20 protein-coding genes are annotated in these 20526 nt (G+C 31.9%); 11 read left to right on the forward strand and 9 right to left on the reverse strand.

Translation table 11 applies throughout. The features are described from left to right. Positions 1 to 72: 72 nt before the first annotated feature. From Q0772_RS11880 to Q0772_RS11895, 4 genes are all read left to right on the forward strand, one after another. Positions 73 to 468, forward strand: a complete 396-nt coding sequence (locus tag Q0772_RS11880; RefSeq protein WP_298344915.1) for a LuxR C-terminal-related transcriptional regulator — start codon at positions 73 to 75, stop codon at positions 466 to 468. 450 nt (positions 469 to 918) lie between these two features. After that, positions 919 to 1941 carry a GyrI-like domain-containing protein gene (locus Q0772_RS11885; protein ID WP_298344918.1) on the forward strand — a complete coding sequence of 341 codons (1023 nt, stop codon included), beginning with the start codon at positions 919 to 921 and terminating at the stop codon, positions 1939 to 1941. 8 nt (positions 1942 to 1949) lie between these two features. Beyond that, positions 1950 to 2315 (forward strand): fluoride efflux transporter CrcB, encoded by a 366-nt coding sequence (gene crcB, locus Q0772_RS11890; RefSeq protein WP_298344921.1) that lies wholly within the window; start codon positions 1950 to 1952, stop codon positions 2313 to 2315. A 144-nt stretch (positions 2316 to 2459) separates the two neighbouring features. After that, the gene (locus Q0772_RS11895) at positions 2460 to 3170 is read left to right on the forward strand and encodes a DUF6090 family protein (protein ID WP_298344924.1); all 711 of its coding nucleotides are present in this window, start codon (positions 2460 to 2462) and stop codon (positions 3168 to 3170) included. Positions 3171 to 3232: 62 nt separating this feature from the next. Here the strand turns inward: Q0772_RS11895 and Q0772_RS11900 are convergent, their stop codons facing one another. Beyond that, on the reverse strand, positions 3233 to 3973 hold the full coding sequence (locus Q0772_RS11900) for a DUF1684 domain-containing protein (protein WP_366105670.1): 741 nt from the start codon (positions 3971 to 3973) through the stop codon (positions 3233 to 3235). Continuing rightward, entirely contained in the window at positions 3973 to 4500 is a 528-nt protein-coding gene (locus Q0772_RS11905; protein ID WP_298344926.1) for a DUF4252 domain-containing protein, read from the reverse strand. Before Q0772_RS11905 ends, Q0772_RS11900 begins: the two co-directional genes overlap by 1 nt. Positions 4501 to 4773: 273 nt before the next feature. Here Q0772_RS11905 and Q0772_RS11910 point away from each other — a divergent pair, with 273 nt between their 5' ends. Beyond that, positions 4774 to 5979: an MFS transporter gene (locus Q0772_RS11910; RefSeq protein ID WP_298344929.1), complete on the forward strand. Its 1206-nt coding sequence runs from the start codon at positions 4774 to 4776 to the stop codon at positions 5977 to 5979. Positions 5980 to 5986: 7 nt separating this feature from the next. Continuing rightward, positions 5987 to 6946, forward strand: coding sequence for a YpdA family putative bacillithiol disulfide reductase (locus Q0772_RS11915; RefSeq protein ID WP_298344932.1), 960 nt, complete (start codon positions 5987 to 5989; stop codon positions 6944 to 6946). 41 nt (positions 6947 to 6987) lie between these two features. On the opposite strand, the gene Q0772_RS11920 is transcribed toward Q0772_RS11915, so the two are convergent. Continuing rightward, a complete protein-coding gene (locus Q0772_RS11920) occupies positions 6988 to 7431 on the reverse strand; it encodes an Lrp/AsnC family transcriptional regulator (protein WP_298344935.1) in 444 nt (147 codons plus the stop codon). A 122-nt stretch (positions 7432 to 7553) separates the two neighbouring features. Between Q0772_RS11920 and Q0772_RS11925 the strand changes: the two genes are divergently transcribed. Then, positions 7554 to 7949 (forward strand): hypothetical protein, encoded by a 396-nt coding sequence (locus Q0772_RS11925; RefSeq protein WP_298344938.1) that lies wholly within the window; start codon positions 7554 to 7556, stop codon positions 7947 to 7949. Positions 7950 to 7955: 6 nt separating this feature from the next. Here Q0772_RS11925 and Q0772_RS11930 read toward each other — a convergent pair whose 3' ends face one another. Both Q0772_RS11930 and Q0772_RS11935 read right to left on the reverse strand, forming a co-directional pair. After that, a complete protein-coding gene (locus tag Q0772_RS11930; protein WP_298344941.1) occupies positions 7956 to 8384 on the reverse strand; it encodes a hypothetical protein in 429 nt (142 codons plus the stop codon). A gap of 337 nt (positions 8385 to 8721) precedes the next feature. Continuing rightward, complete coding sequence (locus Q0772_RS11935) at positions 8722 to 12159, reverse strand: methylmalonyl-CoA mutase family protein (RefSeq protein WP_298344944.1); 3438 nt, start codon at positions 12157 to 12159, stop codon at positions 8722 to 8724. A 144-nt stretch (positions 12160 to 12303) separates the two neighbouring features. On the opposite strand from Q0772_RS11935, the gene purU reads away from it, so the two are divergent. Both purU and Q0772_RS11945 read left to right on the forward strand, forming a co-directional pair. After that, positions 12304 to 13158 (forward strand): formyltetrahydrofolate deformylase, encoded by an 855-nt coding sequence (purU, locus tag Q0772_RS11940; protein ID WP_298344947.1) that lies wholly within the window; start codon positions 12304 to 12306, stop codon positions 13156 to 13158. 139 nt (positions 13159 to 13297) lie between these two features. Further along, complete coding sequence (locus Q0772_RS11945; RefSeq protein WP_298344952.1) at positions 13298 to 14395, forward strand: OmpA family protein; 1098 nt, start codon at positions 13298 to 13300, stop codon at positions 14393 to 14395. 529 nt (positions 14396 to 14924) lie between these two features. On the opposite strand, the gene Q0772_RS11950 is transcribed toward Q0772_RS11945, so the two are convergent. Then, positions 14925 to 16055 (reverse strand): TlpA disulfide reductase family protein, encoded by a 1131-nt coding sequence (locus Q0772_RS11950; protein ID WP_298344956.1) that lies wholly within the window; start codon positions 16053 to 16055, stop codon positions 14925 to 14927. A 148-nt stretch (positions 16056 to 16203) separates the two neighbouring features. Here Q0772_RS11950 and Q0772_RS11955 point away from each other — a divergent pair, with 148 nt between their 5' ends. Next, on the forward strand, positions 16204 to 16911 hold the full coding sequence (locus tag Q0772_RS11955; RefSeq protein ID WP_298344960.1) for a DUF4197 domain-containing protein: 708 nt from the start codon (positions 16204 to 16206) through the stop codon (positions 16909 to 16911). A 262-nt stretch (positions 16912 to 17173) separates the two neighbouring features. Further along, positions 17174 to 17368, forward strand: a complete 195-nt coding sequence (locus Q0772_RS11960) for a Lacal_2735 family protein (RefSeq protein ID WP_298344962.1) — start codon at positions 17174 to 17176, stop codon at positions 17366 to 17368. A gap of 188 nt (positions 17369 to 17556) precedes the next feature. On the opposite strand, the gene Q0772_RS11965 is transcribed toward Q0772_RS11960, so the two are convergent. The 3 genes from Q0772_RS11965 to prfA are packed head-to-tail and all read right to left on the reverse strand — an operon-like array spanning position 17557 to position 20307. Further along, positions 17557 to 18363: a helical backbone metal receptor gene (locus Q0772_RS11965; protein ID WP_298344965.1), complete on the reverse strand. Its 807-nt coding sequence runs from the start codon at positions 18361 to 18363 to the stop codon at positions 17557 to 17559. A 38-nt stretch (positions 18364 to 18401) separates the two neighbouring features. Beyond that, positions 18402 to 19220 (reverse strand): orotidine-5'-phosphate decarboxylase, encoded by an 819-nt coding sequence (gene pyrF / locus Q0772_RS11970; protein ID WP_298344968.1) that lies wholly within the window; start codon positions 19218 to 19220, stop codon positions 18402 to 18404. A gap of 10 nt (positions 19221 to 19230) precedes the next feature. Beyond that, on the reverse strand, positions 19231 to 20307 hold the full coding sequence (gene prfA / locus Q0772_RS11975) for a peptide chain release factor 1 (protein WP_298344971.1): 1077 nt from the start codon (positions 20305 to 20307) through the stop codon (positions 19231 to 19233). Between the last annotated feature and the right edge of the window lie 219 nt (positions 20308 to 20526).

Below are 20526 nucleotides of genomic sequence, written 5' to 3' on the forward strand. Positions count from 1 at the left end.
AATCAAAACAATATAAACAGTATTGTTTTTTTACCTTAATCTTTAACCAAAAATAAAACTGTAGTCATTATAATGACACCATTAAAAGCAATACTAAATACCATTTCCAATATTAAAAAACAAGGTGAATTTATCTCAGAAGAAGAGCTAATAAGCATGCTAAAAGCTACCAAATCAATTTCAAAAAACGAAGACATGTTAAATACTTGTATTTCATTTTTTAAAAGATTGGATAAACACAATTTAAATAAAATCAGTTCGCTAACAACTCGTGAACTGGAAGTTTTAACATGTATTGGAAATGGAATAAACTCCACAAACATTGCTAATAACTTAAACTTAAGTATTTCTACTATTGAAACTCACAGAAAAAATATTCGAAAAAAATTAGGTTTAATAGGTAAAGGGAAACTTATTGAATATGCCATTATAAACAACTTTACAATTTCGAAACACAATAAAAGTTAGAAAAAAGCATCCTTTTAAACCAAAAAAAATAAAATTTATTTTTTCACGCAACCTTTTTAAATGTAGTGCATCTAATTAGTAACTAATCCAAACTAGAAATGAATTTTATATTAATTATTGCTATTTTAATAGTCATTAACATAATTCTCTTAACATTTAGTGTAAACAAAAAAACAGATCCTTGAATAATTATGATGACATTTTTATGCTTTAAAGATGTATATACGTAAACTATAACTAAGACATCATGAGCATTTTTATAATCATTATTTTTTTAATTGCTATTAACGGATTTCTTCTCTTTTTTAGTGTAAATAAAAAAACTGAGCCTTTAATTATCTAACGCCACTCTTTTTATTTACAACTCACTTTTCTTTCAAAATAGAACTGTATTTAATGAAATTTAAAATTGATTATCTTTGATTTCAATAATTCATTAAAATATTTTTCATGAAAGCTTTTAAATATATTTTATTCTTATTGTTGATTCTAACTATAGGTTTGGCCATATATATTGCTGTACAACCAAATGAGTTTGAAGTAAGCAGAACACGAACTATAAGCGCTCCTACTCCTGTGGTTTACGACAATGTTATTGACTTTAAAAATTGGGAAACTTGGTCGTCTTGGGCTGAAATGGATCCTGATATGAAAATTACGCTTTCTGATAAAACAAAAGGTATTGATGGCTCGTATTCTTGGGAAGACAAAGATGGGGTTGGAACTATGAAGACTGTTGAAGCTGTCGCGAATAAATATATAAAGCAACAGATGCAATTTGCAGATTTCCCACCTTCTGATATTTCATGGAATTTTACACCAAACGAAGACGGTACAACTAGCGCAAAATGGACCATTTCTGGTAAAGAATTACCATTTGGTTTTAAAGCATTTGCTACTTTAATGGGTGGGATGGAAAAACAAATTGGACCACATTACGAGCGTAGTTTAGAAAAATTAGACAGTGTTGTAGTTGCTAGTATGAAAAAATATGATGTAACCGTAAACGGAATCACTCAACACGGTGGTGGCTATTATATTTACAACACAACATCGTGTAAAATATCAGATTTAGCTAATAAAATGCAAGAAATGATGCCTAAAGTTGGTATGTATGCTATGAATAATAATATTAAAATGGCGGGTTCTGCTTTTACAAGTTATCATAAATGGGATATAGAGAATAATGCTGTTATGTTTTCTTGCTGTGTACCAACTACTGAAAAAATAATTTCTTCAGAGCCCGATATTTTAACAGGACAATTAAAACCCTTTAAAGCAGTTAAAACAACCTTAAAAGGTGATTATACCAATTTAAAAGAAGCTTGGGAAACTGCAGCTAAATATATAAAAGATAATAACCTTGAAGAATTACACAATGCGTCTGCTTTAGAGGTTTATCAAACGGATCCTATGAGCGAACCAAACCCTGCAAATTGGATTACCGAAATATATATTCCTATAAAAGAATAGAAACATAAATGAAGCAACTTTTATTAGTTTTTGTTGGTGGTGGTTTTGGTAGCGTTTTACGTTATGTTATTGGAAAATATTTAAATAGTGCTGAAAACGGTATTCCGTATGGCACTTTTGCTGCAAATATTCTGGGAAGTTTATTAATTGGTATTATTTTAGGATTAGCTGCTAAAAATGATGCGCTTTCGCAAAACCAAACGCTATTATTAGCTACTGGTTTTTGTGGTGGCTTTACCACCTTTTCAACCTTTGCTTACGAGAATCATGTGTTTTTAAAATCTGGTGATTTTATGGGTTTTGCAGTTTACACTATTGCGAGTTTTGTTATTGGATTTTTGGCTGTTTTTGCTGGGATTTATTTTGTGAAATAAGGACTTGGCTTTGTAAAAAAATCAACTAAATTCGTTTAACGTAGGGTATAACTCATTAAAAATACACATATCCGTAAAACATTGTGCTTCATTATAACCAACCAATAACCAATGATAAAATTCTTTAGAACAATCCGCCAAAAAATGCTGACTGAAAACAAATTCAGTAAATATCTGATTTATGCGATTGGTGAAATTGTACTTGTTGTAATTGGAATTTTGATTGCATTATCAATCAATAATTGGAACGAAGAACGAATCCAGAAAAATGAAGAACAAACCATTGTAAAGAACATCTATACTGAACATTTGCAAAATAAAACGATTATAAAAAAAAGAATTGAGGAAGCTGAATTATGTGAAGCAGCCCTTAAACAATTAATGAATATTATAGGCAAAGACGAAGATTATCTTAAAAAGCAAAATGTCGACAGTTTACTTTTTATTGCCTTTGACCCTCCTATATTCAGACCCTCAGAAAACACCATTTCTGGTCTCATACAATCGGGACGTTTGGATTTGCTACAAAATAAAGAATTAGTTAATTTAATATATAGTTGGGGACGAACGATGAAGTCGTTGACAGATAGAACAGCAAGATTTACTACATTAATTGATAACGATATTTTTCCCTACTTAACAAAAAAATATTCCTATAAAGATATCGATACATATGGTCCATTAAATTGGAAAGAAAAATCGAACCTGAAGGTGAATAAACTTCAAATTTTTAAAGAAATTGAATTCGAAAATCTTACTGACGGGTTTTTATACTGGATGGTAGATAACAAAAAACTGTTTATAGAATTAGACCTTTTGATTGATAAAATTCTTCAGGAAACTCAGTATGATTAAATTATAAATAACGTAAGCACAAAAACGTTAAACGACGAACCTATTCAAAACTTACATAGATATCAATGCTTATCAAAAGCCTTAACTCCAGCCTCTATTCTGGTTTTTAGATAATTTTTACGCGGTACAATTGGGCAAGAGTATTTATCATTATATGCACAATAGGGATTGTAGGCTTTATTAAAATCGATAATCATAGTACTGCCTTCTGGGATTCTAGCATCTATATAGCGTCCGCCACCGTAGCTTTCTAGTCCGTTGGTTTCATCTAAAAATGGTAAAAACAAATAGTTTTCGTAGCCTTCTTTTTCTATTAGTCCTTGGTTTTGGTAAATATTCAACTTAAACGATTCTCCTTTTAAATTGAATGTTAACTCACCGTATTTTACATATATTGGCCTTCTAGCGGTAGTAGTTTTCATTTTAAAAGGCTTTTCGTTGGGTGTTCTTTTAAAATTGGCTATAACTACATAGGCTGAATCGAATTTAAAAAAATCTAAGCTTTCAAAGTTTTTTCTATCCTTTTCTTTTAATGGAGATTTACTAGCATCTTTATAATCGGAATTTATTTCCTTTTGGAATTCGGTTTCGCCTTGTATTGGGCGTTTTTTTTGTGCGCAACTTGTGCTTACTATTACTAAAGCAAGTATTACTGAAAAAAAACCTTTATCTATTGCTAGCTGATATGCCCGCGTTAGGGATTGTAGAGGAAAGCCCACAGCGACGCAGGAGCGAGGACTTGGAACGGAAAGCCCGACCCCTTGTGGGCAACGCCCAAATAATTTTATAGCTAGTTTTCTCATTAGTTCTCTGGATTAAAAGATGGGTTTAAATTGTTTTGATACATCTGTAATAAATCGTTTGAAAAGGTATCAAAAGTTTCTTCATTAGCAAATGATTTTATTTTTTCTGGATCGAAATTGCCTTGTAGGTAATAGGCAGTGGTTTCGGTTTCTGAGCTGGCAAAAATAATAACGTCTGTAACTACTACGCCTACCTCTCCAACTGAAATGATTCGGGTATTGGTTGCATCGTTTTTTCTGAAAACATCTGTAAATCCGTTGTTAGTTACAGCATTCATTTCTGTGATTAGACTCTGGCGCTTAAATGTATTTATGTTTTCGAATTTTATGTATTTAAAATCTGAAATGTTGCCAATAGCATGTTTAACTTCTGGCGAAATATTGCTTAAAACCGCTTTCATGAAATTAGGTACTTGGAATGCTGTTACACCCAAGTCTGCCTTATGGTTATTATAGAAGCTTTGAAAGCTGCTTCCGCAGGAAAACATTAAAAAACATAGGCTTAATACAATTATTATTTTCTTCATTTTAAAAAATTACATTTCAAAAATACAACTTACGATTATTTTATCTAGCTTTGGAAAATCAAAATAAACAAAAATGCGTAATAACGTCACTATTTATAGAAAGCAATGGACCTCTTGTTTAAAGACAAGTTGTTGGGCTATTTATTTATTGTGGTGATATAGATATAAAATATTGCAATAATTTAAAAAGTCCGACTTCACAGTCGGATTTTTTTTTTGAAAAAAAATTCAAATTAATTATCAAGTATGTAGAAAACTGAACAACTAGAACTCATGAAAACTTTATTTAACAATTACCTAAACACCTTTAAAGGATTATCAAAAGAAGTATGGTGGCTTGCTTTAATTACACTTATTAATAGAGCTGGTACCATGGTCATTCCTTTTTTATCATTATACCTAACAGAAGATTTGCAGTTTACTTTGGGAAATGTTGGTACCATTATGATGTGTTTTGGTTTGGGTTCTGTGGCTGGTTCTTGGCTTGGAGGTAAACTTACTGATACTATTGGCTATTATAAAGTTATGGTTAGAAGCCTTGTGAGTACAGGTATCCTTTTTATTGCTTTGCAATTTCTAAATACGTTTTATACGCTTTGTTTGGGTATATTTTTAGTAATGCTTGTAGCAGATATGTTTCGTCCCGCTATGTTTGTGGCACTTAGCGCTTATAGCAAACCTGAAAATAAAACACGTAGCGTAACGCTTATTCGATTAGCTATAAATCTAGGGTTTTCTGCAGGACCTGCTGTTGGCGGGCTAATTATTACCACGCTTGGTTATAGTGGCTTATTCTGGGTTGATGGTATTACTTGTATATTGGCTACAGTAGTACTTTTTATAGTTTTAAACCCTAAAAAATCTAACGTTTTGGATGACGTTGTGGTGGCTAATCCAGATTCGGCTTATAAAGATAAAGCGTTTACTATATTTCTAGTTGCTATGTTTTTATTTGGCGTTATCTTTTTACAATATTTTTCTACCATGCCTATATACTATAGAGAAGTACATATGCTATCTGAATTAGAAATAGGCCTTCTTTTAGGTGCTAATGGGTTTATTATTTTCTTGCTAGAAATGCCTCTAATAAAATGGTTGGAAAACAGTAAATTCTCTAAAACAAAACTCATGTTGTTTGGAGCCGTATTAACAGCTGCTAGTTTTATTATTTTAAATATAACAACATGGTCGGGTATTTTAATTGTTGGTATGTTTTTAATGACTATTGGCGAAATGATTGCCTTTCCGTTTTCTAATGCCTTTGCTATGGAACGTGCTAAAAAGGGAAATCAAGGTGAATATATGGCATTGTATTCTATTGCATTTTCTATGGCACATATTTTCGGACACAAAGCTGGAATGCAAATGGTTGATGGCTGGGGCTTTGATAATACATGGTATATGGTAACACTTATAGGCGGTTTTTGTGTACTTTTATTACTTATTTTAAAAGCACACTTAAACTTAAAACGTAGTTAGGTTGAAAATGACAGACGTATTAATTATTGGAGGCGGACCAATTGGAATAGCTTGTGCCTTAGAGTGTAAAAAACAGCATTGGAATTATATAGTTATTGAAAAGGGAGCGTTAACCAACTCCCTTTTTAACTACCCGAAGCATATGACGTTTTTCTCAACTTCAGAAAAATTAGAAATTGATAACATTCCGTTTATTAGTAAAAACCCCAAACCCAACAGGGATGAAGCTTTAGAGTATTATAGGCGTGTAGCTACATCAAATAAAATTAACATTAACTTATTTGAAACTGTTGAGAACCTACAAAAAGTACAGAATACGTTTGTTGTAAAAACAAACAAATCATCTTATACCTCTAGAAAGATTATACTTGCAACAGGGTTTTATGATATTCCAAACTTATTAAATATTCCAGGTGAAACGTTACCCAAAGTAACACATTATTACAAGGAAGCGCATCCGTATAGCATGCAGCATGTTGCTATTGTTGGCGCCAGTAATTCGTCTGTTGATGCGGCATTAGAAATTTGGAGAAAAGGTGGTTATGTAACCATGATTATTCGTGGTGAAAATATTGGAGAGCGTGTTAAATATTGGGTACGTCCAGATATTATTAACCGGATTAAAGAAGGGCATATAAAAGCCTATTACCATTCTGAAATTACCGAAATAAAAGAAAACGAAATAACTTTTAATTCGCCTGATGGTAAAAAAACAATAGCCAATGATTTTGTAGTAGCACTAACAGGTTATAAACCTAATTTTGAATTATTAAATCAAGTGGGAATTTCGCTTTCTAAAGATGATAAAAAATTACCCTACTACAATCCTGAAACTATGGAAAGTAATGTAGAAGGTGTTTACCTTGCTGGAGTAATTTGTGGTGGTATGGAAACACATAAATGGTTTATTGAGAATAGTAGAATTCATGCCAAATTGATTGCTTCACACATTGAAAACACCCTTTAAGTATAGTATGAAACCGTTTTTTAAATCAGATATTAAAAACGTTATTTTATGGGAATAACTTCCTTTTGCTTAACTACCCTGGATAAAACAATTTGAGTTTTTGATTCTCCATAAATAATTAAATTATCAATAAAAGCTTCTAAATGTTTATTATTTTTTAAAACCACTTCCATAACTATATTTTCGTCTCCAGTAATTCTATAACAATTTATTACCTCATCAAAAGTTTTCACTTTCTCCAAAAATGGTTTTAATTTCCCCATAAAAGCACGTAAAGTAATAATAGCTTTTAACTGATATCCCATTTCAAATGGTGAAACCAGTGCTTTGAAACCTTCAATAACTCCCATGTCTTCCATCTTTTTAATGCGCTCTGAAACTGCTGGAGAACTTATACCAACTTGCCTTCCTATTTCGGCATTAGATAGTCTAGCATTTAGTTGTAAGCACTTTAAAATCTTACTGTTAATCGAATCCAAAGTCATTTAAAGAATTTCGTTGTAAAATATTTAATTATTAAAGCAAATATACATATTTACTTTAAAATCTAAAGAAGAATCTCACTACTTGTGAGTAATTTTGATAAAATTGCTTATTGATTTAGAAGATGTTACACAATACCCCACCAAATCTATCGGATTTACCGGTTTATCAAAAAGCCTTAGAGATTTTTGCGCTATCGCAAAACATATCTACATATCTAAATCATGATCTATCTAATTTAAAATCAGACGGCTCAGAAGATTCAAACATTTATTTTTCTGGAGATATTGTACAACAATCGGTCTCTTTAGTTCCTGAAATTATGAATGCAGAAATGGAACGTTCCTCTGAAAAAAAACATAAACATTTAGCTTCTCTAAGAAAACTAACAAATAAGCTATACAAAAATTCGTATCGTTTAGAGAAATCGAACAGTAATGGTAAAGACTTTTTACCTATTCTTAGAAGTGAGTTAAAAAAGTTTAAAAAACTTCAAAGTACTTGGATGCTTACTTTGTAAAATCGCCTATATTTTTTTAAATTTTTGTCCACACCCTTCTATACATTGATACCACAAAATTAAATTACCACTTACAGGTAAGTCAAAATACACTTTAGCTGAACGTGAACTACATGTATTTGGAATAATTTCACCATCATATTGAAAATCATTGTTAGAATCTGTATTCAACATATAACTTCCAGTCTCTTTAGCCCCAACTTCAGAAGATATAAAACATAATTCACCATTTATTACAACAGTATTATCACTAAAAAACTCAATAATTCTTTCACTATCTATAGATTGAAAATCGCCACTTCCATCACCAGGATCTAGATATTGCTCAATAAGTTGCCATTTTCCAACTAATTCGGTTTCGTCTGAAGGTTTAGCATCGTCTGATGAACAACTTAAAAACACTAAGGTTAAAATAGTAAATAGTAACTTTTTCATTTTAATAGGTTTTCTTTTTTAGTAGATGACTTAAATTGGGAATGGTTGCGTATTTTGGATAATAAAACTAAAATCTAGCTTATTTAACATTTATTGATATCCTGAGAATGTGCTAGTAATAAGTGATTCTCTCACTTTTCTAAAGCAAAAAAAGCACCAATAATCTTAACTTACGTCTAATAGATCCCGAGACAACGCTCGGGATAAGCGATTCACTCACTTTTTCTGAAATAGAAAAAGCACCAATAATCTTAACTTACATCTAACAGATCCCGAGACAACGCTCGGGATAAGCGATTCACTCACTTTTTCTGAAATAGAAAAAGTGGTTCTCTGCTTACATATTTCTACGATACTGCCCTCCTACTTCAAACAAGGCTTTAGTAATTTGCCCTAAAGAACACACTTTACAAACTTCCATTAATACTTCAAAAATATTTTCGTTATTAATCGCTTTTTTCTGTAAATCTTTTAACAACTGCGAAGTATCATTTACTTCATGAAGATTTTTAAGGGTTTTTATTTGAAATTCTTTCTCCTCTTCCGTAGCTCGTATAACTTCCGCAGGTAAAATTGTTGGCGACCCTTTACTACTTAAAAAGGTATTTACTCCTATAATTGGGAACTGCCCATTATGTTTTAAGGTTTCATAATACAAACTCTCTTCTTGAATTTTTGAACGTTGATACATAGTTTCCATAGCTCCTAATACACCACCACGTTCAGTAATTCTATCAAACTCTAATAATACAGCTTCCTCAACCAAATCGGTTAATTCTTCAATAATAAAAGAGCCTTGTATAGGATTTTCATTCTTAGCTAAGCCTAACTCTTTATTAATGATGAGTTGAATAGCCATAGCACGACGCACTGATTCCTCTGTAGGTGTGGTTATAGCTTCATCATAAGCATTTGTATGTAGTGAATTACAATTATCGTATATGGCATAAAGCGCTTGAAGTGTGGTTCTTATATCATTAAAATCAATTTCTTGAGCATGTAAACTTCGTCCTGATGTTTGAATATGGTATTTAAGCATTTGTGCTCTTGCATTTGCACCGTATTTATGCTTCAAAGCCTTTGCCCAAATTTTACGGGCTACGCGACCAATAACAGCATATTCTGGGTCTATTCCATTAGAAAAGAAAAAAGATAAGTTGGGTCCGAATTTATTAATATCCATCCCTCGACTTAAATAGTATTCTACGTAAGTGAAACCATTTGATAAAGTTAAAGCTAACTGCGTAATTGGGTTTGCACCAGCCTCGGCTATATGATATCCAGAAATAGAAACTGAATAAAAGTTTCGCACATTATTTTCTATAAAATATTCTTGTACGTCTCCCATCAAGCGCAAAGCAAATTCTGTAGAAAATATACAGGTATTTTGAGCTTGATCTTCTTTTAGTATATCTGCCTGAACAGTTCCCCTTACTTGAGCAATAGTTTTTGTTTTTATATCTTGATAAGTAGCTTCAGGCAATACTTGATTACCAGTTACACCAAGTAACATTAACCCAAGGCCATTATTCCCTTCTGGCAACTCACCATTATATTTTGGGCGTTCTTTATCCTTATAAATTTCAACTATTTTGGCTTCAACTTCTTTTTCTAAAGCATTTTCTTTGATGTAAATTTCGCACTGTTGGTCTATAGCGGCATTCATAAAAAACCCTAACAACATTGGCGCAGGCCCATTAATTGTCATACTTACCGAAGTCATTGGGTTAGCTAAATCAAAACCAGAATACAGTTTTTTGGCATCATCCAAACAACAGATAGAAACACCTGCATTACCAATTTTACCATAAATATCTGGTCTGTAATCAGGATCGTTTCCATAAAGTGTAACACTATCAAAGGCTGTTGATAAACGTTTTGCAGGTAATCCAGCACTCACATAATGAAAACGCTTGTTAGTTCGCTCTGGCCCGCCTTCACCTGCAAACATTCTCGCTGGATCTTCTCCTGTACGTTTGAATGGATATAAGCCAGATGCAAATGGAAACTCTCCAGGAACATTTTCTTGTAAACACCATGTTAGAATATCTCCCCATGCTTGGTATTTTGGTAGTGCAACCTTAGGAATTTGTGTATGCGATAAGGATTCTGTTTGCGTTTCAATTTTGATTTCCTTGTCTCTTACCTTAAAGGTATAAATGGGATTTTTGTATTTGCTTACTTTTTCATTCCAGCTTGTAATAATTTCCCAATTGTGTGGGTCTAAGTCGAGTTTTATTCTATCAAATTCAGAAATTAATAGTTTTATAAAATCTTTATTATTGTCCTGAACTTGTTTTAATATCGCATCATTATTTAAAGCTAATTTTCCAATAAAAGACCTTTGGACTGTGCTCAAGGTAACATTAGCTACTGAGCAAATCGTTTTAAAAACTCCATAAAGCTTTTGAGCAACTTCCGCTTGTTCTAGGGCTTTTGCATCATAAGCGCGATTATTCTCGGCTATCTCAGACAAGTATCGTGTTCTAGCTGGCGGAATTACAAAAATCTTTTCACTCATTTCATTTGAAATAGTGAATGTTGATTTCAAATCTGAATCCGTTTTTTCAACCAGCTTGTCCATAACCGCTTTGTAAAGCGTGTTCATTCCTGGGTCATTAAACTGAGACGCAATGGTACCAAAAACAGGAAGGTCTTCTTGTGGAGTATCCCAAAGGTTGTTATTACGCATGTATTGTTTTTTTACATCTCGTAAAGCATCAAGCGCCCCTCTTTTATCAAACTTATTTATAGCTACTAAATCAGCAAAATCTAGCATATCAATTTTTTCGAGTTGCGTTGCAGCTCCAAATTCAGGAGTCATAACATAAAGTGACACATCTGAATGTTCAATAATTTCTGTATCGCTTTGCCCAATTCCAGAAGTTTCCAGAATAATTAAATCGTATTCTGCAACTTTTAAAACTTCAACGGCTTCGTTAACATGTTTAGACAAAGCCAGATTGGATTGACGTGTAGCTAAACTTCGCATGTAAACCCTAGAATTATTAATAGAGTTCATTCTAATCCTATCGCCTAACAAAGCGCCACCTGTTTTTCTTTTAGAAGGATCTACGGAGATAATACCTACCGTTTTCTCAGGAAAATCAATTAAAAAACGTCTCACTAACTCATCAACCAAACTAGATTTTCCAGCCCCTCCTGTACCCGTAATTCCAAGAACTGGAGTTTTTGAATTTTCATTTTTAGAATGAATTTCATCTAAAATATTGTTCGCTATTTCAGGAAAATTTTCAGCAGAAGAAATCACTCTTGCTATAGATTTTGGGGTTTTATTTTTTAGAGTGTCTACTTTAATATTTAATATATCGCCTATTGCAAAATCAGATTGCTCAACCAAATCGTTAATCATACCTTGTAATCCCATTTCTCGACCATCGTCTGGTGAATAAATTCGAGATATACCATAATCCATCAAATCTTTTATTTCGGAAGGCAAAATAACACCGCCACCACCGCCAAAAATCTTGATATGTTCCGCACCTCTTTCTTTCAAAAGATCAAACATATACTTAAAATACTCATTATGCCCACCCTGGTAAGAGGTTAAACATATAGCATTCACATCTTCTTGAATAGCTGTATTAACTACCTCTTCAACACTTCTATCATGGCCCAAATGAATAACCTCAACCCCTGTAGCTTGAATTATTCGTCTCATTATATTTATAGACGCATCATGCCCATCAAAAAGTGATGCTGCAGTTACTATCCTAACTTTATGCTTTGGCTTATAAATATCTTGTTGATTCATTCGTAAAAATTCTCAGTTTTAAGTGATGCAATTTACGAAATATTCAAAAAAATCAATCAATTGTAAATGATTATATAAAATTTAAATCATCACAATCTTAAACGTCATTTTTAAACTAATTTTAGCACCGAATAATTATACTCTATGAACAAGATTACCATTTTAATACACTGCAAAGACAGACCTAATATTATTGCATCTGTAACTAATTTTATTGCCAAAAATGGTGGAAATATTGTTTACATAGATCAGCATGTTGATAGAGAGCAAGATATTTTCTTTATGCGCTTAGAAAGTGAATTTACATCTGAAGTTTTCTCAACTGAAAGTTTCAAGTTGGCTTTTAAAAGTGATTTAGCTGATACTTTTGAAATGAAATGGCGTGTTTATTCCTCTGAAAAAAAGCCGAAAATGGCACTTTTTATATCAAAATACGACCATTGTCTATATGATTTATTAGGACGCTATAATTCAGGTGAACTTAATTTAGAAATTCCATTCATCATAAGTAATCACAAAGATTTAAAGCCTATAGCTGATAACTTCAAAATACCATTTTTTCATATTCCAGTTACTAAAGATACTAAACAACAAGCTGAAGACGAACAACTGGAACTATTACAAAAACATAATATAGATTTTATTGTGTTAGCTAGATACATGCAAATTGTATCTAGTAAACTTATAGACAAGTACCCAAATAAGATTATTAATATTCATCACTCTTTTTTACCTGCCTTTGTTGGAGCAAAACCTTACCATTCTGCTTATAAGAGAGGTGTTAAAATTATTGGAGCAACAAGTCACTATGTTACTGAAGAATTAGATGCTGGACCGATAATAGAACAAGACGTTACAAGGGTTACGCATGCACATGCTATATCAGACTTAATTACAAAAGGACGTGATCTAGAAAAAATTGTTTTAGCAAATGCCGTTAAGCTACACGCTAACAGAAAAGTAATGGTTTTTAATAACAAGACAGTAATCTTTTCTTAACCCTCCCCAAAAAAAATTATGATTAAATTCACAAATTATGATTAACAAATGTTAATATTAGTTATTTTTGTGACCTATCCATTTTTTGTGTGTCTCACAGACGTGGAAATATTAACCATTAACTAAATTTTAATTTTTTATGAAAACAAATTTATTTTTATGCCTAACTTTTTTATTAGGCTTAGGTTTTGCTCAAGCTCAAAACTTACCCTCGAACCCAGAACCTGGGAAGTGTTATGTAAAATGTATTACAAAGGACGAATTCAAAGAAGTTTCTGAAACTATTGAAGTATATCCTGCTTACACTAAATTAGAAGTAGTTCCTGCAACTTACAAAACAGTTGAAGACAGAGTATTAGTAAAAGAAGCTTCAAAAAAATTCGTTTATGTACCTGCAGTTTATGAAACAGTAGATGTACCTTACACTAAGAAAGACGGAAGAAGTGACTTAAGCATTAGTCCTGCTACTTTTGGATCTAACTCAAGAACTTTTGAAGTTTATCCTGCAACTTCTGGATGGGAGTACAAGGAAACTGCTTGTGATTCTCCAAACAAAGAAGACTGTATGGTAGCTTGTTACGTAGGTTATCCAGCACAATTTAGAGATGTTAGCTTTACTACTTTAGCAAAAGATGCAACTGTAAGTAACGTTCCTGTTCCAGAACAAGGAGCAACATACAAAAAACGTGTTGTTAAAACTCCTGCAAGAATGGATCAAATTGAAATTCCTGCTGAGTACAAAACAATAAAGCGTCAAGTTGTAGCTACACCTGCAAGTACAAGAAGTGTTACAGTTCCATCTAAATCACAAACAGTTACTAGAACTGTATTGGCTAAAAAAGGAGGGATTACAACATGGGAAGAAGTTGATTGTGGATTATTTGATGCTAACGTTTTACCAATCTTTTATGAGTTAGGTAGCGCACGTATCACTGGTGCATCTAAGAAAATCATTGATGAAACTTTATTACCATTATTAAACAGCAAGCCTGTAAATATTGAATTAATGTCTCATACAGATTCTAGAGGTAATGATGATTTCAACATGTCTTTATCACAACAACGTGCTAATTCTGTTGTAAATTATTTAGTATCTAAAGGTATTAACAGAAGCCGTTTATCTGCTAGAGGATATGGTGAATCTAGATTAGTTAACCGTTGTTCTAATGGTGTTGAGTGTTCAGAAAATGAGCACCAAAGAAACAGAAGAACAGAGTTTAGAGTTTTAAACAACTAAGAACTAAACCTTCTTACAAATAATTAAAGGCATCCTTATGGGTGCCTTTTTTATTATCTTTTATATTGCATTTAAGATTAATAAATACATTAGTTTATAGCCCATACACATAATTTATATTTATTTGGGCATGACCCAAAGGGGGCAGGCTTTAATTCATGTATTTCTATTTTATTTTTTTGAATTCATGAGCATAAATGTTTCAATACAAGTCCTCGCTCCGTTCTTACGCTGCTGGCTTTCCTTTACAATCCTTAACTCGGGTATATCTGCCTTAATAATGGCTTAAAACAAAATACTAAGTCAATTTGTTATCGTTTAAACTTTGTAAAAAAATATCCAAACACCACTAAAAGAGATTTTTATTGTGTTGAGTTTTGCTTAAAAAACAAACTACATTTTTAGAAGAATTTAATTTTCTTGTTTCAATAAAACAAATAAAGGCATTAAACCTAGAGTTAGAATTCTAGCTTAAAAACAATCTATTTTAAAACTTAAAGTTTAGCAAAAAAGGGGTTATACTATTCTATTAGCGACCTCGCTTAGTAATAACATATTCAGGGTATTCTACAACTTTTTTACTAATATCAATTCCGTAGCTATCCTTCATTGCAGAAACCATTAAATCGTAATATTTGTAATGTATATCCCAATCATGAATTGCACTATCAACATTATTTTGAACCAGTATTATCGGGGTTTCTAACACATTAGAAAGCTGATATTTAACTTGACTTAATGTAACATTATCAGCTTTAATCTCTGCATCTCCAATTAAAAAATGCTGAGTATCTTGCCCCCAATCTATTTGATTCGTATCCCAAAATCTTGGTGCATTAACATCAAACACTATAACTTCTCCTCGTTTATCTTGGTTTGCTTTTTTCAGCTTAAGTGCTTTCAAAATATACTTTGATTTTTCATAAGAAGCTTTTGTGTTATTTTTTATTCGAACACGATATGCTTCATCTAATTCAGAAGACATATTAATTTGGCTCTTATGACTATCCAATGCATAGGCCAAAATATCTTGAAGCCTTCCTTTTAACTCTAAATAAGTATCCTTTTGAGTAATTTGTAAACTGTTATCCCAATTCTTATTCAATTTTTCAACTAAAAAATCCTTCTTTGGAGGTACTTCTAAATTTTGAATGGTCTCTACTTTTTGATAAGCTTGAGTAACAATCATTTTATGTTTAGCAATAGTGCTTCTGTTATCGCGTAAATATTGATCAACATGGTAAGACTTAAAATCTGCTGGATGCCCCTCCCAAAGCTTTACACCTTGTGCATTGTATAGAATACTATACGGTAAGCTCATCACTTTATTCTTTGAAAATGTTTCACCTTCATAATCAATAGCAGTAGCTAAACCATTTTTATGCTTAAGCATAAAACGCTTAACAACATCTGGACTCTCTTGAGATAATGAGAGAACATAAAAATTTTCTGGATACTGTTTCTGGAGCGACTCAACATATTTTGAAGCATGAATACAAGGTCCACACCATGTTGCCCAAAAATCAATAAAATACAACTGATTATCAGAGGTTTTAGAAATTACCGAAGGTTGAATGTATTCAGAAACTCTTATTTGTCCGAAAATAAATGACGAACTTAAAAAACAAAAAAGATAAAGTATTGACTTATTAAATTTCATGTTGATATATCCTTAAACTTTATATATGCTATACAATAGTATACATAACAAACATTGTGCTAAAATAGTATTTTATTAAATATAGTTTTTATAATATACCATAATCAAAAGGAAAAATTATCTTTGTTTAAATAGAAAACCCAAAATCATGACACGAAAATTATTAGTGCTTTTCTTAATATTTAACCTCTCTTCTTGCGCTGAATTGCAGCAAGTTGTTAGCCAATTACCTCAAGGTGGTGGTGTACTCGGTAACACAGAAATAGCCTCAGGTTTAAGACAAGCTTTAGACTTTGGTATTGATAAGCAAGTAACCAAACTCACTCAAAAAGATGGATTCTTTAAAAATGAACTTGTTAAGATCTTATTACCTGAAGAACTCAGAAAGGTTGATAAAACATTACGAGATATAGGATTAGACAATTTAGCAGACGAAGGTTTAAAAGTGCTTAACAGAGCAGCTGAAGATGCCGTAAAAGAAGCTACCCCTATTTTTGTAGATGCCGTAAAAGGTATAACCTTTGACGATGCCAAAAATATTTTACTAGGCAGTAATAATGCAGCAACACAATACTTGACCTCAAAAACGGAAACAGCGCTTTATGCTAAATTTAACCCAGTTATTAAAAATTCGTTTAGCAAGGTAGGAGCTGATGAAATCTGGAACAATTTAATTAATAAGTATAACAGTATCCCTTTTACAAATAATGTAAACCCCGATTTAACTGATTACGTTACAGGTGAAGCACTAAAAGGTGTTTATACTATGATTGCTGTTGAAGAACAAGATATTAGAACCAAAATACCTTCAAGAACTACAGATTTATTGAGGAAAGTTTTTGCACTTCAAGATTAAACTAAAACACCATAATAAAATATTAAAAACCGAATACTAGCTATTCGGTTTTTTTATACCATACAACAAGGCTTAAAGCAGCTATCATATTATTGGGAAAGATGTTTCAACAATCTTAATAAACTGTTATAATCATTTAATATTTTTGATAAACGGCACCTAAAAGCACATTAAACATAAATATTATTGTTCAAAAATTAAGAATATTTTTATACCGTATAGATAAAATATGTATATTTAAGTACCTGTTTATCAAACGCTCATGAAACAAATCACAGATGTTAGAACTAAAGAAATAAAACTTTACAATAAGTATAAGGTATTAATTGAACAAGCCTATAATTTAAAACAAACAGATTCTGCATTAAGTGATATTTCTGAGTTTAAAGCAATTAAATTACTAAATAAGCTAAATCGATTAAAATACTTAAAAAGAGAGCAACTTGAATCCGCATAATTATTTAGCATTTTTTTAACCTTTACAAAACATCTAAAACCTTCATTACCACGTACTTTATATATAAATAAAGAACAAAAAAATGAACACACAATTTTGTAGAGTTGGAAAAATTAAACCCAACCTAAGTAAATCAATCAGTTTAAAGGAATTGGAAAAAAGAATAGCAAATTTTGTAGACGACACTACTAAAGTGCATTATTCTGAAGATTTAAACGGAGCGTTTTAAAATAAGCAAACGCTTTTACTAATCTAGAGCCATACCAAGAGAACATTTCGCCATCAACCAGTACAATAGTTGCATTGGGGTAAAATTCTTGTAACTCTTCTTTATGAATTTCCTTAAAAGGAAAAGGTTCTGAAGAAAGCATAATAACATTTACTCTATTGTTTTCTTCACTTTTATTTAAAATAATTTCTGGGTAACGCGATTTTTGAGAATAAATATTTTCGAACTTATTTAACTGTAATAAGTGATTAATAAAAGTGTTATTTCCTGCTACCATCCATGGATTTTTCCAAATAAAATATCCAGCTTCTAATACCTGCTTACCTCTAATAAAATCTTTAAAAATTTTTAGTTCGTCCTTTATACGTCTTTTAATAGTTCCTGCTCGGGTTTCACAATTGAATATCTTACCGTATTGCTTAATCAACTCTAAACTATCTTTAATATTGTAAATATCTGAGATATGAACAGGACAAATGAGTTCGCATAATTCAACAATAGCTTTTGTATTTTCTTCTTTATTACAAAGAATAATATCTGGCTTAAGTGCTTTTATTTTTTCAATATGAATTTGTTTTGTTCCGCCAACTACAGCTGCATCTGTTTTTATATAATCTGGATGAACACAAAATTTGGTCACACCAACTATATTAGTTTCCAACCCCAAATCGCAGAGTAATTCTGTTTGACTTGGCACTAATGAAATAATACGTTTAGGGGTTTCTGTAAAATGAATATCTCTTTTAAGTTGGTCTTTGAATATCATAAAAAGAGACTCTTACGTCATTACTACAATGATTTCTATCAATGATGTTTCAATTCAATTGCCATAGCTTGCTGCAAATCTTCAGCCTTTTTAGCAGCAGCTTGAGCAAAATCAGTATTATTTGAAGCATATATAATTCCTCTAGAAGAGTTTATCAATAAACCTATGTTCTCACTCATTCCATATTTACAAACATCTTGCAAATTGCCACCTTGAGCTCCAACACCCGGTACTAAAAGAAAACTATTTGGAATAATGTTTCTAATATCAGCTAAAAACTCTGCTTTTGTTGCACCAACAACATACATTAAATTTTCAGAATTTTTCCAAGATTTAGAAGTTTCCAATACATGTTTGTAAACTTCTTTACCATCAATGCTTTTAGTTTGAAAATCAAAAGCACCTTGGTTTGATGTAAGTGCTAAAAGGATAGTATGTTTATTTTCGAAAGCTAAAAAAGGTTCTACCGAATCTTTTCCCATATAAGGAGCAACGGTAACTGAATCAAAAGCTAAGTCTTCAAAAAATGCTTTAGCATACATGGTACTTGTGTTACCAATATCACCACGTTTAGCATCAGCAATAGTAAAAATATCTGGATGATTCTTATTTAAGTAATTTATTGTTTTTTCAAGAGCTTGCCATCCTTTTATACCATAAGCTTCATAAAAAGCCGTATTGGGCTTATAAGCAACACATAAATGATGTGTTGCATCAATAATAGCTTTGTTGAAAGCAAAAATAGGATCCTCTTCTTTTAAAAGATGTTGAGGAATTTTATTTAAATCAACATCCAATCCAATACATAGAAAGGATTTCTTTTTTTTGATTTGCTGAACGAGTTGGCTTGTAGTCACTTGTTTTATTTTAAATCACATCATTACTAGCCTTCAACTTCTCAGTGTTTTCAGCCAATTGTAATTCGTCTATAATTTTTTGAATATCACCATTTACAATATTTGACAAGTCATAAAGTGTTAATCCAATTCTATGGTCTGTAACACGCCCTTGGGGATAATTATAAGTTCTAATTTTCGCACTTCTATCACCACTAGTTACCATAGTGCCACGTAAAGCAGCATCCTCTTCCATTTTTTTAGCTAATTCTAAATCATATAAACGAGAACGCAATACTTTAAAAGCCTTCTCTTTATTTTTATGCTGCGATTTCTGGTCTTGACACTGTGCCACTAAACCAGTTGGCTCATGCGTTAATCGAACAGCAGAGTAAGTAGTATTTACAGATTGTCCACCAGGACCAGAAGAACAGAAAAAATCAATTCTTACGTCTTTAGGATTTATCTCAACATCAAATTCTTCAGCTTCAGGAAAAACCATCACGGTTGCTGCACTAGTATGCACACGTCCTTGCGTTTCAGTTTGAGGTACTCGCTGTACACGATGTACTCCAGCCTCAAATTTTAAAGTGCCATATACATCATCTCCAGAAACTTCAAACTGAATTTCTTTAAAACCTCCATTTGTGCCTTCACTAAAATCTACTGTATCTACTCGCCAACCTCTACCCTCGCAATATTTAGTATACATTCTAAACAAATCACCTGCAAAAATACTAGCTTCATCTCCACCTGTTCCAGCGCGTAACTCGACTACAGCATTTTTGGCATCTTCAGGATCTTTAGGAATTAAAAGTACTTTAATTTCCTCTTCTAATACAGGTATTCCAGTTTTAGCCTCATCATATTGCATTTTGGCCATTTCTACCATTTCAGAGTCACTTCCATCAGAAATAATCTCTTCAGCCTCAGCTAAATTATTGCTAAGTTCAATGTATTGCTCACGCTTATCCATAAGAATTCGCAAGTCTTTGTATTCTCTGTTTAGGGCAACATATCGTTTTTGATCTGTAATAATATCAGGTTGGATGATCAAATCACTAACCTCATCAAAACGCTGTTTTACTATCTGTAATTTCTCTAACATCTGCCTTTTTAATTGGAAACCAAAAATACGATAATTTATGAATTTTCAAGGATTACATCCCGCCGTTCTTAACAAAAAAAAAAATATTCTTTACCAATCGACGTTATTATAGATACTTATGCAACAGTTAATGTCCATATTCATGTTTTACAGACCATTTATTGTTTGGTCTTTGATTATTAATATGGTGCTTTCATTTATAAAATTTGAAATTATCAC

The organism is uncultured Algibacter sp., assembly GCF_947490405.1.
In the GTDB taxonomy this organism is placed as follows: Bacteria; Bacteroidota; Bacteroidia; order Flavobacteriales; family Flavobacteriaceae; genus Algibacter_B.

What these genes read in the sequence shown, in the direction of transcription:
- Q0772_RS11965 (WP_298344965.1), bottom strand. Translation starts at nt 18,363, where the DNA reads ATGATATTCAAAGACCAACTTAAAAGAGATATTCATTTTACAGAAACC.
- Q0772_RS11895 (WP_298344924.1), top strand. Translation starts at nt 2,460, where the DNA reads ATGCTGACTGAAAACAAATTCAGTAAATATCTGATTTATGCGATTGGT.
- Q0772_RS11935 (WP_298344944.1), bottom strand. Translation starts at nt 12,159, where the DNA reads ATGAATCAACAAGATATTTATAAGCCAAAGCATAAAGTTAGGATAGTA.
- Q0772_RS11950 (WP_298344956.1), bottom strand. Translation starts at nt 16,055, where the DNA reads ATGAAATTTAATAAGTCAATACTTTATCTTTTTTGTTTTTTAAGTTCG.
- Q0772_RS11920 (WP_298344935.1), bottom strand. Translation starts at nt 7,431, where the DNA reads ATGACTTTGGATTCGATTAACAGTAAGATTTTAAAGTGCTTACAACTA.
- crcB (WP_298344921.1), top strand. Translation starts at nt 1,950, where the DNA reads ATGAAGCAACTTTTATTAGTTTTTGTTGGTGGTGGTTTTGGTAGCGTT.
- Q0772_RS11955 (WP_298344960.1), top strand. Translation starts at nt 16,204, where the DNA reads ATGACACGAAAATTATTAGTGCTTTTCTTAATATTTAACCTCTCTTCT.
- Q0772_RS11930 (WP_298344941.1), bottom strand. Translation starts at nt 8,384, where the DNA reads ATGAAAAAGTTACTATTTACTATTTTAACCTTAGTGTTTTTAAGTTGT.
- Q0772_RS11885 (WP_298344918.1), top strand. Translation starts at nt 919, where the DNA reads ATGAAAGCTTTTAAATATATTTTATTCTTATTGTTGATTCTAACTATA.
- purU (WP_298344947.1), top strand. Translation starts at nt 12,304, where the DNA reads ATGAACAAGATTACCATTTTAATACACTGCAAAGACAGACCTAATATT.
- Q0772_RS11925 (WP_298344938.1), top strand. Translation starts at nt 7,554, where the DNA reads ATGTTACACAATACCCCACCAAATCTATCGGATTTACCGGTTTATCAA.
- Q0772_RS11910 (WP_298344929.1), top strand. Translation starts at nt 4,774, where the DNA reads ATGAAAACTTTATTTAACAATTACCTAAACACCTTTAAAGGATTATCA.
- Q0772_RS11900 (WP_366105670.1), bottom strand. Translation starts at nt 3,973, where the DNA reads ATGAGAAAACTAGCTATAAAATTATTTGGGCGTTGCCCACAAGGGGTC.
- Q0772_RS11960 (WP_298344962.1), top strand. Translation starts at nt 17,174, where the DNA reads ATGAAACAAATCACAGATGTTAGAACTAAAGAAATAAAACTTTACAAT.
- Q0772_RS11945 (WP_298344952.1), top strand. Translation starts at nt 13,298, where the DNA reads ATGAAAACAAATTTATTTTTATGCCTAACTTTTTTATTAGGCTTAGGT.
- Q0772_RS11915 (WP_298344932.1), top strand. Translation starts at nt 5,987, where the DNA reads ATGACAGACGTATTAATTATTGGAGGCGGACCAATTGGAATAGCTTGT.
- prfA (WP_298344971.1), bottom strand. Translation starts at nt 20,307, where the DNA reads ATGTTAGAGAAATTACAGATAGTAAAACAGCGTTTTGATGAGGTTAGT.
- Q0772_RS11880 (WP_298344915.1), top strand. Translation starts at nt 73, where the DNA reads ATGACACCATTAAAAGCAATACTAAATACCATTTCCAATATTAAAAAA.
- Q0772_RS11905 (WP_298344926.1), bottom strand. Translation starts at nt 4,500, where the DNA reads ATGAAGAAAATAATAATTGTATTAAGCCTATGTTTTTTAATGTTTTCC.